The sequence below is a fragment of the Streptomyces sp. NBC_00433 genome, assembly GCA_036015235.1.
Taxonomy (GTDB): Bacteria; Actinomycetota; Actinomycetes; order Streptomycetales; family Streptomycetaceae; genus Actinacidiphila.
In genome coordinates this window covers 1,077,312-1,090,828 of the sequence record CP107926.1, presented here as the reverse complement: position 1 = coordinate 1,090,828, position 13,517 = coordinate 1,077,312, and the positions used below count along the sequence as shown (strand labels likewise).

Below are 13,517 nucleotides of genomic sequence, written 5' to 3'. Positions count from 1 at the left end.
TCACGGCGGACCCTGGGAGCCGGTCCGGTAGCCGAGGCTCCCGAGGGGCCCGCCGACCGGGCGGTCGGGCGTCCAGAACTCCACCGTGGTGCCGGTGCCCGGTTCGCTGTGCAGCGTCCACCAGCCGCCGGCGGTCTCGGCGCGCTCGCGCATCTCCAGCAGCCCGAAGTGCTTGCGCAGCCCGTGCGGGGCGGCCGGTTCTCCGGTGCCGTCGTCGGCGACCCGGACGAGCACACCGCCGTTCCCGTTCGTGACGCTGACCCTCACCGAGCTTGCACGGGCGTGCTTGCGCACGTTCAGCAGCGCCTCCTGCACGATGCGGAAGATGGTGATCGCGGTCTCGGGAGCCGGTTCGCCGGCCAGGTCGTGGTCCAGGGACGCCTCGAGCCCCCAGCCCCCGACGACGTCGATGAGGTACTGCGACAGCACCTCGACCAGGCCGTGCCGGTCGATGCCGGGCGGCTGGAGCCGGAAGGTGAGGTTGCGCAGCCGGCCCACCGCCTCGCGCACCGAGGCGTCGAGCCGGAGGAGCTCGTCAGCGTGCGGCTCGCCGGCCCGCTCGGCGAGGCTTTGCAGCCGCATGCTGACGGCGGCCATGGCCTGGATGGAGTCGTCGTGCACGTCCCAGGCGATACGGCGGCGCTCCAGCTCCTGCGCCTGCACCAGATGGGAGAAAAGGCGGCGGCGGTCGGTGAGTTCCTGCTCTGCGGCACGGCGCTCGGTCATGTCCCGGGTGACCTTGCCGAAGCCGCGCAGCTCGCCGGTCTCGTCGAAGAGCGCGGTGATCACGACGTTGGCCCAGAAGCGGGAGCCGTCCTTGCGGATGCGCCAGCCCTCGTCCTCCAGCCGGCCGTCGGCGACGGCCGCCTCCAGCTCCAGGTGGGGCTTGCGGGCGGCGATCTCCTCGGGAGGGTAGAAGACCGAGAAGTGCCTGCCGATGATGTCCTCGGCCCGGTAGCCCTTGATCCGCTCGGCTCCGGCATTCCAGGTGGACACATGGCCGCCGGGGTCGAGCATGAAGATGCCGTAGTCCAGGACGCTCGTGACCAGCAGGGTGAAGGCCGTCTCGTTCGCGGCGGGGCCGCCGCCCCCAGCGGGGCTCTTCGCGGTCACCGGAGCAGGCCCTCGCGGCGGGCCACGGCGACCGCTTCCAGCTGGGAGCGGGCGCCGAGCTTCTCCAGGACGCGCTGGACATGGTTGCGCGCGGTGTTGAGGGCCACGCCGAGCCGCCGGCTGATCTCGGCGGTGCCCAGGCCGTCGCCGAGCAGGTCGAGGGTCTCGCGCTCGCGCGGGGTGAGGGTGCTGCCCAGGTCGGCGGACTGCCCGGTCAGCCGCTCCAGCGCTTCGCCGAGCAGGCCCTTGCTGAAGGCGACCTCGCCCGCCGCCACCAGGCGTACTCCGTCCTTGAGCTCTCCCAGGCTGCCGACCTTGAGTATGAGTCCCGAGCCGCCTGCCGCGGCGACGCGGGCGGCCACCGCCGGTGTCGCCTCGCCGGTCAGCACCAGGACGCGGGTGCCGGGCGCGGCGGCCTTGAGCGGGCCGATGGCGGCGATGCCGTCACCGTCGGGCAGCCGCCGGTCCAGCACCACCACGGCCGGGCGCAGCCGGGCGACGTCCGCCAGCGCCTCCTCCACCGACAGGCTGCGGCCGACCACTTCCAGGTCGCCGGTGCTGTCGAGGGCGAGCCGGATGGCCTCGGCCACCATGTCGTGGTCCTCGACGAGCAGGATGGTGACGGGCTCACCGGCGGAACGCGGCGCGGCGGCCGGTGCGTTCGGCGGTGCGGCGGGCATCAGGCGATCCTCGGTGGCAGACGCGGCACGCCGGCGCGGTACAGCAGTCCGCCGGCGCCGGTGAGGGCGAACAGCCGGGCCACCTGCGGGCAGGCGCCCTCCATGCGCAGCTCGGTGCCGATGCTGTCCGCCGTGGCCTTGGCCTCCAGCAGCACGTTGAGCCCCGCGCAGTCGCAGAAGCGCAGGCCCCGCATGTCGACCACGACACGGTCCGGCCGCCGCGCGAAGCACTCGGCCAGCGCGGCCCGCAGATCCGCGGTCCCGTCGAGGTCCAGCTCGCCGAGGAGCCGGAGGCGGGGCATACCGGCGTCGAGTGCGGCGCCGACGCGGAACGACGGGCCGATCACGCGACGTCTTCTCTCATGCGGCAACCCCACATTGAGCTGTTGGCACCACCCCAGACTAGTGACAATGCACTAGAAGGAAAGCCGTCCTCCCGGCGGATCACCACGACACACCGGGCGTACCACCGCAAAAGCCCATGACTGGGGATGCGAAAACGCAAGCTGGGTACGCTGGTTGGGGGAAGCGACAGGGACGGATGTCCCGGCAGGACGACGGGGTGGTCACAGACAGTGGTGAAGTGCTCGGGCGGTGGGACTCTCAGCGGAAAGGGCGTCCGGATGGAACTCCCGCCGGCCATTCCGTACGACGACGCTCTTCCCCCGGAAGTGCGCGTGGACTTCGACGGCTCGTCCGGCTGCATCGCCGAGGCGCGGGATGCCGCCGACCTCTTCCTGCGCCACCACGCCCCGCACGGCCGCGGCACCTTCCACGGCGACGTCCTGCTGGTGGTCTCCGAACTGGTCACCAATGCCGTCCGCCACGCCCCCGGGCCGCTCACCCTGAGGGTCGGCCTGCTGCCCGGCGGGATCGGGATCAGCGTGCGGGACACCAGCCCCAGCCTCCCGCGCGCGCGGACCCCCGACCGGACCGGCGGCCGCGGCTGGTTCATCGTCCAGAGCCTCGCCCGCCGGGTGCATGTCGACCCACGGCCGGGCGGCAAGACCGTACGGGCCGAGCTGGACTGGTAGTCCGCGCCGAAGGGAAGGGTGGCGCCGTGCCCGGCGCCCCGCCGCTCGTGCCTACTTGCGCGCCTTGCGGCCCGCTTCACCCCGCTCAGCCGCGGGGAGCGCGTAGCGTACGCCCGCCTTCCTGGCGGCCGCGTGCAGGGAGCGCAGGGCCAGCAGCAGGAAGCCGATGTCGTCGAGGTAGATGGGGTCCGGCAGCAGGTCCACGGGCCAGACGAGATAGACGATGGATCCCCAGAACATCGTCTTGGTGGACATCGGGATGCCGGAGTCCTTCAGCAGCCGCCGTGAGCGGACGAGCTTGAGCAGCACCCTGATCGCGATCGCCAGCGTGACGACCGCGACCACGGCCAGCAGGGCGACGAGCAACCACTCCGTGTCGTTCATCTGTGCAACCTCCGCGCCGCCGGGATCCCGTGCCTTGCACCTGCCCCCTATATCGGCGGCCACGACACGGAAGGCGACCCCGCGTGGTCCGGCACCGTCCTCCCGGTACGGGCGGCGCCCGCCGGCCCGGTGCGTCTACACCGCCGCGCGTACTTCGGGCGTAGGGCTCCGTGCCCGGCGCCCCCCGGGGTAGCCGACCTCGCAGGAATCGAACCCGGGAGGTTCCGTGAAGGGTCTGAATCGCTGGATCGACCGGCACCTGTGGCTGTGGGCGGCGGTGCTGGTCGTCCTCGACACCGGCATCCTGCTGGCCTTCCGGCCCGGCCGCTCGCTGATCGGCGCTGTGCTGAACGCCTTCGTCTACGCGGGAATCGGAGTCTGGACCTACCGGAGACGGCGCTCCCGCGACCTGCGCGCGGCCGGCGACCAGGACGCGGACATCCCGGCGCTGAACCGGATGCTCGCCAAGGGGCAGACGCCTGACGACACGGCACAGCAGGAGCAGATGCGCGGCCTGATGGGCCGCCGGCGCCGGCAGCTGAAGCGGGTGCGCTGGACGATGCCTGTCTTCAGCGTGCTCCTGCTGGCCATCGCGGGACTCGCCATCGCCTCGCGCAGCTGGACGGCGGCTCTTCCGCTGGTCGCCGCGGTGGTGGTCTTCGACGGCTTCGCCGTCCTCGGCTACCGCAAGCAGAAACGCAATCTGCGCCGCCTGGACGAACGGCTGTCCTGAGGCCGTCGGGGGAGGCACCGCACTCGCGCCGGTGCGTCAGCCGCGCTGCGGGTCGGCCGGCGCTGTGACCTGCGGGCTCGGCGGAGGATGGGTGACCGCCTGCGCCCAGGTGCCGGCGATCGCGGTGGCGAAGGCCGTCGTCGCGGCGACCAGCACGGTGACGGCGGGGACCGACGCGGAGGAGAAGGTGCGCAGGTTGCGCAGCTGGCCCCAGCGCAGCCCGCCGGCGAGGGCGAGGCGGCGCTCCCAGAGCAGTCCGAGGCCCAGGCAGACGATCAGCGACTGGCCGAGCAGGGCCACGCAGGGCAGCAGCAGTGAGGACACGGGGCCCGGGTCGGTCGAGGTGTGGTCGTCCCAGGCCCAGGCCACGACGGGCAGCACCTCGGCGGGTATGACCACCGCCGACAGGGACATGGCCTTGGCGACCGGCGAACTTCCCCGCACCCACGGATAAAGGTGGCCGTAGACGAACCCGTAGACGCTCCAGTGCAGGACGAGCACCGCCTGGGCGGGGAAGCTGCCGAACAGCGGATAGGACCAGCCGGTCGCGGCCGGCTTGCCCAGCGCCTCGAACGCCGACCAGGGAAGCGCGAGCAGCAGGGCGTACGCGGCCCCGGTCACCGCGCCCGCCACGGGTGTCGCCCCTCCCGCGGAACCGAGGGCGGACCGCCTGATACGGCGCAGGCGGTCCGCCGGCGAGCCGTGCCGGCCCGGTATTTCCAGTTCCGACCACCGCCGGACGAAGTCCTGCGCCGACAAGGACCCTTCGGCGATGGCGCCGCGCGCCGACTTCTGCAGGTCGGCTCTGCTGTCGCTCACCAGGCGGGCCGCGATCCACCGGCCGAGCAGCCGTGCGTGCCCCGCGCCCGAGACGCGCTGGAGCCGCCGGGCGGCCGGCTCCTCGGAGTCGGCGAGGAGGAAGGTGGCGGACAACCCGCCGGCCATCAGGACGCCGAGTCCCGTCCCCCAGTGGGAGAGCGCGTACGCCGGGGGCGCTCCGGTGCTCTCCGCGGCGGCCCAGACGAGCAGTCCGACACAGACGGCGCCGGCATTGCCCCGCCACTGCCGCGGATCGGGCGGGTCCTCCAGGAGGTGGATCACTCCCAGTGCGAGGCCGACCGCCCCGCCGAGGAACCACAAGAGGCCGTAGCCGGGTAGGTCCACCGCCACGGCCGCCAAGAAAACCCCGAGGACTCCGAGGGCCCCCAGGGCGTACCGCGCCGGCTTGGACGCGCCGAGGAGTCCGGGCCACCCCGCGGGAGATTCGACCGCGTTCCTCACGACGAGCGCGAGGGCCCAGAGCAACGTCGCCCCGGTGAGCCAATCGAGAAAGCCCAACTCCAGGTCGGGCCATGTGTACATGGGGGTGATCGGGTGCGGGGAACCGAGGAAGACCTCGCCTTGCGCCGTGCTGGGACTGTCGCCGGATTCCGAGGGCCCGGCCTTCGAGGGGCCGCCGGGCAGCGGGTCGGCCGTGCGGACGGTGAAGGCCACCGACGAGGTTGTCTCGGCGGCTACCGGCCCGGTCGCCGTGGTGACGTGCCAACCGGGTGCGGTGATCGTGGTGGTCCACGTCGCGAACGACACCGCGTAGTCCCGGTTCGACGCGACGGGATCCAGGTCCAGATGGAGATCGGGGTAGTAGTCGCGCGATATCGACGGACGTCTCGCCCAGAGGCGTTCCGTGACGGTCAGCGTGGCCGCACCCGCCGTGTCCGGCTGGTCGACGTCGACTGTCACCACGTCGTTCGTCAGCAGCGAGGATTCCCAGCAGGAGTCAGGCCCGTAGTCCTCCGGGCACGTGACGACGGGTGCGAGGGGGAGGTCCGAGGGGTACATGTACCGCGTCCCCGACCGCAGGCCGGCCAGGATCGCCGAGCGCGCGGGGACGTGGAGCGTCGAGACCGCCGTGATGGACGCCGTGCTCTTCGAGCGGTCCCACCCTATGGTGATCGCGGAGCCTCCGGACCAGGTCTCGGTGAGGGTCCGGGCGGGTACGGAATCCGCCCGCGCCGGCTCCGCGCAGGCAAGTACCGCTGATCCCCAGACGGGGAGCAGCACAGCGGTCGCCAGGAGGAGCGAGCGACCCCATCTGTGCAAGACGCCCCCTTGAACCCGCTGTCGCCGGTTTCTCAGCCTGCCAGAACGGCCCGCCCCTGTCCGCGCCTCGACGGCATTGGCGTGTGCTGTCAACCGGGGTGCCGCATGGGGACTTCGGTGACGGCTGCACGTACGCAGGCCCGCACCGCTTCCGCCACCCCGGGCTGCCTGCCGGACGTACGCGAGGGGTCCCACACCGTGGCGCCCCGCGCCGCGGCCACGGCGTCGTACGCTGGGAAGGGACCGCGATTCCGCGAGTGGGCTCCAGAGGCGCCGCATGACAGATATCTACGGCTTCCTGAAATACCCCCGCCGGGCGGTTGCGCCCCGCCCCGTCGAGGAACGGCTGGGGGACTGGAACGAGGTGTACGCCGGCCAGGCGCTGCTTCCCGTCGTGTCCGAGCAGGCCGCGCGCTGCATGGACTGCGGCATCCCCTTCTGCCACAACGGCTGCCCGCTGGGAAACCTCATCCCGGAGTGGAATGTCTACGCCGCCCACGGCGACTGGGAGGCCGCCGCCGAGCGGCTGCACGCGACGAACAACTTCCCGGAATTCACCGGGCGGCTCTGCCCGGCCCCGTGCGAGGACGCGTGCGTGCTGGCCATCAATGCCGAGCCGGTGACGATCAAGAACGTCGAGCAGGCGATCGCCGATCAGATATGGGAGCGGGGATACGCCGAGCCGCAGCCGCCGGAAAGGCTCAGCGAGAAGAGCGTCGCCGTCGTCGGCTCCGGGCCCGCCGGGCTCGCCGCGGCCCAGCAGCTCACCCGCCAGGGACACACCGTGGCCGTCTACGAGCGCTCCGACCGCATCGGCGGGCTGCTCCGCTACGGCATCCCCTCGTTCAAGATGGAGAAGCACCAGCTCGACCGGCGGATCGGGCAGATGCGGGCCGAGGGCACCACCTTCCGCACCGGAATGGACATCGGCGGCGACGTCGACGCCACCGATCTCGCGCGCCGGCACGACGCGGTGGTCGTCGCCGTGGGAGCCGGGGAGCAGCGGGAGCTACCCGTGCCCGGCAGGAGCCTGTCCGGCATCCACCAGGCCATGGAGTACCTGACCCTCGCCAACCACGTCACGGAGGGCGACCGCGACGAGTCGCCGATCAGCGCCGAGGGCAAGCACGTCGTCATCATCGGCGGCGGGGACACCGGCTCCGACTGCCTGGGCACGGTCCTGCGCCAGGGCGCGGCCTCGGCGGTGCAGCTGGACATCAACCCGGAGCCGGAGGTGACCCGGCCGGAGGCCGAGCCCTGGCCGACGTATCCGAAGGTCTACCGGATCTCGCACGCCCACGAGGAGGCCCGGGGGCGGGCGGGCAGCGATCCGCGGGTCTTCTCCGCCGCCACCCTGCGCTTCGAGGGGAGCGCGACCGGCCAGGTGCGTGCCCTGCACCTGACCGAGGTGGAACCCGGTGTGCGGCGTCCCCGGCCCGGCACCGAGCGGTTGATCCCGGCGGAGCTGGTGCTGCTCGCCCTGGGGTTCTCGGGAACGGAACGCGGCACGGGCCTGCTGGAGCAGCTCGGGCTGTCGCTGGACGGCCGGGGGAACATCGCACGCGACGGCGGCTTCGGGGCGAAGCCCGCCGACCCCGCGGACGGGACGGACCCCGCGGACGGGGTCTTCGTGGCGGGCGACGCGGGCCGCGGCCAGTCCCTCGTGGTGTGGGCCATCGCCGAGGGGCGCTCCGCCGCGGCCGCCGCCGACCGCTACCTGACCGGCACCACGGCCCTCCCCGCCCCCGTCACCCCCGACGACAGCCCCTTCACCGTGTTATGCGGCCCTTCCCGCCGTCCCTGGGGGACGGCGGGAAGGGCCGGCCGCGATGCGTGCCGGGTCAGCCGGTGACGCTGGCCTTGCCGGTCTCCAGGTGGCCGGTGAAGCGCTGCGACCAGGTGTGGTCGCTGTCGGCCGTGACGGTCACGTCGTACCAGCCGTCGCTGGTGTCCACCGCGTCGACCACCCACGTCTTGCTGCCGCGCGCGGCGACCCGCACCCGCTCCGGGGCGCAGGAGACGTAGTGGTTGTGCCTGCCGGTGAAGGTCACCGGCTTGTGGCTGTTGTTGTGCAGCGTCAGCTTCAGCTTCGGGTGCCCGGTCGACCTGCCGTCGTAGTAGCTCACCTCGACGACGAGGTCCTTGCCCGCGGCGGCCGTGTCGCCGACGAAGCGGCGCAGGAACCGGTTCGGCCCGGTGACGGTCAGGTCGTACGCGGTGTCGCCCTCGGCGGAGCCGACCGGGCCGGCACCGGTGGCCGTGCCCTTGGCAGCGACGGTGTACTGGCCGGGGAACCTGGCCGGGTAGTCGGCCAGCGTCGGGAAGCCGCCCAGGTTGTTGTAGACGGTGAAGTGGCTGGCCTTGGTGACGAACGGCGCGTCGTTGCTGAAGGCCAGCTGGGCGCTGCCGTGGGCGAAGCCGGTCAGGTGGGCGTTGGGCTGGTAGGGAAGCGGGCGGGCCCGCTTCGTGCCCTTCTCCTGGGTGGGCATCGTGTTGTCGCCCGGCAGCGGGGTGTAGCGGGTCTCGGGGATCAGCTCACCGGTGTCGGGCAGGTGCGGCAGCCCGTAGACCGGCGAGCTGAAGTCGAAGGCGCCGGTGAGGTCACCGGAGACCTTGCGCCGCCACTTGCTGATGTTGGGGGAGACGGCCGGCATCCCCAGCGCGGTGGTCCACTTCTCCAGGAACTGGATGACCGACGTGTGGTCGGAGACCTCGGAGGTCACCCAGCCGCCGCGGGTCCAGGGCGAGATGAGGATCAGCGGCACCCGGAAGCCGAGGCCGACCGGGAGCGGCTGGGTGACGCCGTACTGCGCCATGGTGCCCGAAACGAACTCGTCGCCCTCGCCCGGCGCCGGGACCGGCGGCGCGACGTGGTCGAACTGGCCGTCGTTCTCGTCGTAGTTGACGATCACCAGGGTCGAGTTGAAGACGTCGGGGTCGGCGTTGAGCGCTTCGAGGACCCCGCGCAGGAAGTACGCGCCGTTGCTCGGGGAGGTGACCGGGTGCTCCGAGAAGAACTGGTTGTTGACGACCCAGCTGACCTGCGGCAGCGTGCCGTTCAGCACGTCGGCGCGGATCGCGGCGTTGATGTTGTCGGCATTGCCCGCGAGCCCGGTGGCCGGCTCGGGGACGTTCTTGACACCGTTGTCGTAGTAGACGTTGCCCGGTGCGGCCGTGCCGCCCTGCGTGGGGTCGAGCTTGGCGAAGGTGTTGAAGTACTCCAGGCCGTTGTCGCCGTAGTCGTCGGCGCACTGGTAGACCCGCCAGCTGGTGCCCGCCTTCTGGAGCGTCTCCGCGTAGGACTCCCAGGGCAGGAACTTGTCCCGCTCGTCACCGCCGTCGTTGGCCGTGAAGGTCCCGTGCTTCTTGTCGGCGTTGATCGTGCCGCCCCACAGGTACGTGCGGTTCGGGCCGGTCGCGCTGAGCACGGAGCAGTGGTAGGCGTCGCCCACCGTGTAGGCGTCGGCGAGGGCGTAGTGGAAAGGAAGGTCCTTGCGGTCGAGGTAGCCCAGGGTGGTCGGGCCGCCCTTGGCGTAATACCAGCCGTTCATGAGGCCGCCGTACCAGGCGCCGTGCTGGTCGGTCCAACCGTGGCTGGTGCCGCCGTAGTTGGCCGCGCCGAGCTCGGCGCTCGGCGGGGTGTCGCCGCTCCAGGACTTCGCGCCGCTCAGCCGCCACGGGTACTGCGTCTCGGCACCCTCCGTCGGCGTCTTCGGCTGCTCCCAGACGGACGCCCCGCCGGGCAGCTGGATCGTCGAGCGGTCGCCGAAACCGCGAACTCCCTTGAGGGCGCCGAAGTAGTGGTCGAAGCTGCGGTTCTCCTGCATGATCACGACGACGTGCTTGATGTCGCGGATGTCACCGTGCCGGTGATCGGTGTGGCCCTGCTCGTGGCCGTGGTCGTGCTCGTCGCCGTGTCCGGAAGTCGCGGCGGCGGCGGGCGAGGCGGCACCGACGGCGGCCGCACCGGTGACGGTGGCGGCGGCGCCCAGGAATTTACGGCGGGACAGATCGGACATTCGGTTCCTTCGGGTCGAGGTGACAACCCCTGACACTGAGGCTGCAACCTTGCGCCGCGGCATCCTGGAACCGACGTACGAATAGCCGGTCGATCAAGAGCTGGTTGATTTCCGGTGGTTGCCGCCGCCGACCGGCCCCGGGCCCGGGGTGTTTCAGTGCAGCGCGCGGTCGAGGTTGAAGGCCGCGCTGATCAGGGCGAGGTGGGTGAAGGCCTGCGGGAAATTGCCCAGGTGCTCGCCCGTCACGCTGATCTGCTCGGCGTACAGGCCCAGGTGGTTGGCGTAGGTGAACGTCTTCTCCAGCGCCAGCCTGGCCTTGTCGATCTGCCCGGTGCGGGTCAGCGCCTCCACCCACCAGAAGGAGCAGATGGAGAAGGTGCCCTCCGCGCCGGCCAGCCCGTCGGGCGACATCGTCGGGTCGTACCGGTAGACCAGGCTGTCCATGACGAGCTGCTCCTCGATGGCGTCCATCGTGGAGCGGAACCGGGGGTCGGCGGGCGAGAGGAACTTCACCATCGGCATGAGCAGCAGCGCCGCGTCGAGCACCGGGCGCGGCTCACCGGGCTGTCCCGGCTTCCCCGTCCGTGCCGGGTCCGGCTTCCCCGGCTTCCCGTCGAGGCCCTGGACGAAGGTGCCCGCCTCCGCGCTCCAGCCGTGGTCGATGATCTCCCGGTAGATCTTGTCCCGGGCGATGTTCCAGCGCACCAGGTCGCCGGGCAGTCCGCGCTGGCGGGCCATCCTGGTCATCCGCTCGACGGCGACCCAGCACATCAGCCTTGAGTAGGTGTGGTTCTGCCGCCCGGCCCGGGTTTCCCAGATGCCCTCGTCGGCCCGGTCCCAGTTGTCCAGCAGCCAGTCGGTGATGAAGCACAGGTCCATCCAGCTGTCGTGCGAGATGCCGACGCCGTATTTGTTGAACAGGTAGATGGAGTCGATGAGTTCGCCGTAGATGTCCAGCTGGAGCTGGTCGGTCGCGTCGTTGCCGACCCGCACCGGGCGCGAGCCGCGGTAGCCCTCGAAGTGGTCCAGGACGTGCTCGGGCAGGTGGGACTGCCCGTCGATCGAGTACAGCACCCGCAGCGGGCCGTGCTCGCTGCCGTCGGTCCTGCGCAGGCAGGCCGTCAGCCACTTGATGAACCCCTGGGCCTCGTCGGTGAAGCCGAGCCGCAGCAGGGCGTAGAGCGAGAAGGCGGCGTCGCGGATCCAGACGTAGCGGTAGTCCCAGTTGCGCTCGCCGCCGAGCTTCTCGGGCAGGCCCAGCGTCGGCGCCGCCACGATCGCGCCGGTCGGCTCGTGCGTGAGCAGCTTCAGCGTCAGGGCCGAGCGGTGCACCATCTCCCGCCACCGCCCGGTGTAGGTGCACTGGCGCAGCCAGCGGTGCCAGAAGGCCGCGGTGGCGTTGAAGAGCGCGTCGACCGCGTCGCCGTCCTCGGGGACGGCCGGGTCCGCGGTGCCGTCCGGGCCGTCGTCGGTGGTGTCCGCGGTGTGCAGGACGAAGAGCCGACTCTCCCCCTGCCCGACCAGGAACTGCCCGTAGGCGTCGTCGCCGTCGGCCCGCAGCGGCACATCGCTGTGCACGGCCACAGTGAGGCCGTCGCCGCGGAAGCGGATGCCGCTCGGCAGGGCGTCGGTCTGGTGCGGAGCGCGGCCGTAGTCCAGGCGCGGGGCGATCCGCACCTGCATCCGCAGCTGGCCGCGCACTCCGACCACCCGCCGCACCAGCCGCTGCCTGTGGTCCTGATCGTGCTCCCGCACCAGGGGCATGAAGTCCTGGATCTCGACGATGCCGTCCTCGGTGAGCATCCGGGTGATCAGGATGTTCGTGTCGGGGAAGTAGAACTGCTGGCCCGACGCCTGCTCGCACATCGGGCTGATGGTCCAGTGCCCGCCCTTGTGCGCGTCGAGCAGGGACCCGAAGATGCTCGGCGAGTCGAAGCGCGGTGCGCAGAACCAGTCGATCCGGCTGTCGGTGCCCACCAGGGCCACCGTCCGCAGGTCCCCGATGAGGCCGTGCTCGGCGATGGGCAGGTAGTCCTCGGATGAAGGCGTCCAGGCTCCGGCGTCACTCATACCTCTTCCCGTCCTCGACCACGCCCCCACCTACCATCGTCACCCGTTGTCGGCCGGCGCGCGCCCCGGCGCGGGGGCGGGCACCGGCCTGCCGCCGTACGAGGGGGGTGGGAGCGCTCCCCGCTCAGTCGTGGAGCGGGTTGGCCGCCATCCGGTCGGCGAGGCCCGATCGCACCGCGTGCGCCGCGGAGCTGTCGGGCTTGCGCGCCGCCTGGGCCCGGAAGCAGGCCAGGAACTCCGCGGCGAGGTCCAGCCGGGGGTAGCGTGCCAGCACCTCGGCGCGGAAGGCGGGCGGGTGGTCGCCGGCGTCCTTGCCGACGATCTCGGTGGCGGTGGCGCGGGCCAGCAGGTGTCCCTCGGGGTCGTCGGACACCTCCACCCGCGGCCACATGTGGCGGACGATGACGTCCGACAGGCGCGTACGGCGCTCGGCCGGCCATCCGGCGCCGGCCGCGAAGACCCGGGCGACATGGCCGCCGGCCTCCTCGAAGGGCACGGTGTGGCTGTCGAAGGCCGGCACCAGCCCGATGTCGTGCAGGAGCGCGGCCACGTAGAGCAGTTCCGGGTCGAAGGCGATGCCCTCCGCCGTGCCGCGGGCGGCCGCCCACACGTAGGCACGCAGCGAGTGGTTGAGCAGCGCGGGGGAGTGGTAGGCGGTGGCCACCTCCAGGGCGGCGGCGGACGCGGCACTGTGGGGCACCGGGAGGGCGTCGAGCGACACGAGGGTCACTGCGGGCCTCCTTCCAGGGGCTGGCGGGCGGGATGCGGGTGGTCGTCACGGGTCCCGGGGAGGCGACCCGGCGGCGATCGGGCACACAGATGCCCGCCTGCGTCGGCGGGGAACCCGATGTGCCGTGATCTCGACCGTATGCGCCGGGCGTCCCCTCCGCGTGGGCCACTTCCGGGGCAAGGGGATGAGCCACTTCCCCGTCGCCGGCCGAGCCGCCGGAGCCGCCTGGCCACGCTCGGGCCGATCCGGCGGGGTCTCAGCGCTCTTCCGGCTTGCGCACGCCGGGCCAGTCCAGCACGAGCTGCTGGGCGCGCGGGAGCTTGGCGACGATCAGGTCGTAGGAATCCTCGATCATCTCGCCGACCAGTCCGTCGGGCAGCGATCCGTCGAGGCGCACCGTGTTCCAGTGGCGCTTGTTGAGGTGCCAGCCGCCGGTGATCTCGGGATGGGCGGCGCGCAGCCGCACCGCGATCTCGGGATCGCACTTCAGGCTCACGCTCAGCGGGTCGGCCTCCAGGGCGCTGATCGCGAAGACCTTCCCGCCGACCTTGAAGACGGAGGTCTCCGGATTGAAGGGGAAGGTCTCGGCCGCCCCGTTCAGTCCCAGGCAGGCGGCCTTGAGCGCGTCAGGTGTCATGGGGGTCAGTGTGCCGT

General features: G+C 71.9%; 12 protein-coding genes. 3 read left to right on the top strand and 9 right to left on the bottom strand.

Translation table 11 applies throughout. The annotated features are described in order from the left end of the window. The 3 genes from OG900_04200 to OG900_04190 are packed head-to-tail and all read right to left on the bottom strand — an operon-like array spanning position 1 to position 2,140. Complete coding sequence (locus OG900_04200) at positions 1-1,113, bottom strand: PAS domain-containing sensor histidine kinase (GenBank protein WUH89429.1); 1,113 nt, start codon at positions 1,111-1,113, stop codon at positions 1-3. Next, a complete protein-coding gene (locus tag OG900_04195) occupies positions 1,110-1,793 on the bottom strand; it encodes a response regulator transcription factor (GenBank protein WUH89428.1) in 684 nt (227 codons plus the stop codon). Before OG900_04195 ends, OG900_04200 begins: the two co-directional genes overlap by 4 nt. Beyond that, positions 1,793-2,140, bottom strand: coding sequence for an STAS domain-containing protein (locus tag OG900_04190; GenBank protein WUH89427.1), 348 nt, complete (start codon positions 2,138-2,140; stop codon positions 1,793-1,795). Before OG900_04190 ends, OG900_04195 begins: the two co-directional genes overlap by 1 nt. Positions 2,141-2,416: 276 nt before the next feature. On the opposite strand from OG900_04190, the gene OG900_04185 reads away from it, so the two are divergent. Continuing rightward, complete coding sequence (locus OG900_04185; GenBank protein WUH89426.1) at positions 2,417-2,827, top strand: ATP-binding protein; 411 nt, start codon at positions 2,417-2,419, stop codon at positions 2,825-2,827. A 51-nt stretch (positions 2,828-2,878) separates the two neighbouring features. Here the strand turns inward: OG900_04185 and OG900_04180 are convergent, their stop codons facing one another. Further along, on the bottom strand, positions 2,879-3,211 hold the full coding sequence (locus tag OG900_04180) for a YkvA family protein (protein ID WUH89425.1): 333 nt from the start codon (positions 3,209-3,211) through the stop codon (positions 2,879-2,881). A gap of 226 nt (positions 3,212-3,437) precedes the next feature. Here OG900_04180 and OG900_04175 point away from each other — a divergent pair, with 226 nt between their 5' ends. Continuing rightward, positions 3,438-3,944 (top strand): hypothetical protein, encoded by a 507-nt coding sequence (locus tag OG900_04175; GenBank protein ID WUH89424.1) that lies wholly within the window; start codon positions 3,438-3,440, stop codon positions 3,942-3,944. 36 nt (positions 3,945-3,980) lie between these two features. Here the strand turns inward: OG900_04175 and OG900_04170 are convergent, their stop codons facing one another. Beyond that, on the bottom strand, positions 3,981-5,783 hold the full coding sequence (locus OG900_04170) for a hypothetical protein (protein WUH89423.1): 1,803 nt from the start codon (positions 5,781-5,783) through the stop codon (positions 3,981-3,983). 538 nt (positions 5,784-6,321) lie between these two features. On the opposite strand from OG900_04170, the gene OG900_04165 reads away from it, so the two are divergent. Continuing rightward, positions 6,322-7,896, top strand: coding sequence for a glutamate synthase subunit beta (locus OG900_04165; GenBank protein WUH89422.1), 1,575 nt, complete (start codon positions 6,322-6,324; stop codon positions 7,894-7,896). Here the strand turns inward: OG900_04165 and OG900_04160 are convergent. From OG900_04160 to OG900_04145, 4 genes are all read right to left on the bottom strand, one after another. Beyond that, positions 7,886-10,063: a phospholipase C, phosphocholine-specific gene (locus OG900_04160; GenBank protein WUH89421.1), complete on the bottom strand. Its 2,178-nt coding sequence runs from the start codon at positions 10,061-10,063 to the stop codon at positions 7,886-7,888. The two genes, OG900_04165 and OG900_04160, sit on opposite strands and share 11 nt — an antisense overlap. 153 nt (positions 10,064-10,216) lie before the next feature. Further along, entirely contained in the window at positions 10,217-12,133 is a 1,917-nt protein-coding gene (locus OG900_04155) for a glycoside hydrolase family 15 protein (protein WUH89420.1), read from the bottom strand. A gap of 124 nt (positions 12,134-12,257) precedes the next feature. Further along, positions 12,258-12,863 (bottom strand): HD domain-containing protein, encoded by a 606-nt coding sequence (locus tag OG900_04150; GenBank protein ID WUH89419.1) that lies wholly within the window; start codon positions 12,861-12,863, stop codon positions 12,258-12,260. A 256-nt stretch (positions 12,864-13,119) separates the two neighbouring features. Then, on the bottom strand, positions 13,120-13,500 hold the full coding sequence (locus OG900_04145; GenBank protein ID WUH89418.1) for an MmcQ/YjbR family DNA-binding protein: 381 nt from the start codon (positions 13,498-13,500) through the stop codon (positions 13,120-13,122). Positions 13,501-13,517: the final 17 nt, after the last annotated feature.

Coding starts and splice junctions, on each gene's coding strand:
- OG900_04195 (WUH89428.1), bottom strand. CDS start 1,793: ATGCCCGCCGCACCGCCGAACGCACCGGCCGCCGCGCCGCGTTCCGCC.
- OG900_04185 (WUH89426.1), top strand. CDS start 2,417: ATGGAACTCCCGCCGGCCATTCCGTACGACGACGCTCTTCCCCCGGAA.
- OG900_04180 (WUH89425.1), bottom strand. CDS start 3,211: ATGAACGACACGGAGTGGTTGCTCGTCGCCCTGCTGGCCGTGGTCGCG.
- OG900_04170 (WUH89423.1), bottom strand. CDS start 5,783: ATGTACCCCTCGGACCTCCCCCTCGCACCCGTCGTCACGTGCCCGGAG.
- OG900_04165 (WUH89422.1), top strand. CDS start 6,322: ATGACAGATATCTACGGCTTCCTGAAATACCCCCGCCGGGCGGTTGCG.
- OG900_04160 (WUH89421.1), bottom strand. CDS start 10,063: ATGTCCGATCTGTCCCGCCGTAAATTCCTGGGCGCCGCCGCCACCGTC.
- OG900_04155 (WUH89420.1), bottom strand. CDS start 12,133: ATGAGTGACGCCGGAGCCTGGACGCCTTCATCCGAGGACTACCTGCCC.
- OG900_04145 (WUH89418.1), bottom strand. CDS start 13,500: ATGACACCTGACGCGCTCAAGGCCGCCTGCCTGGGACTGAACGGGGCG.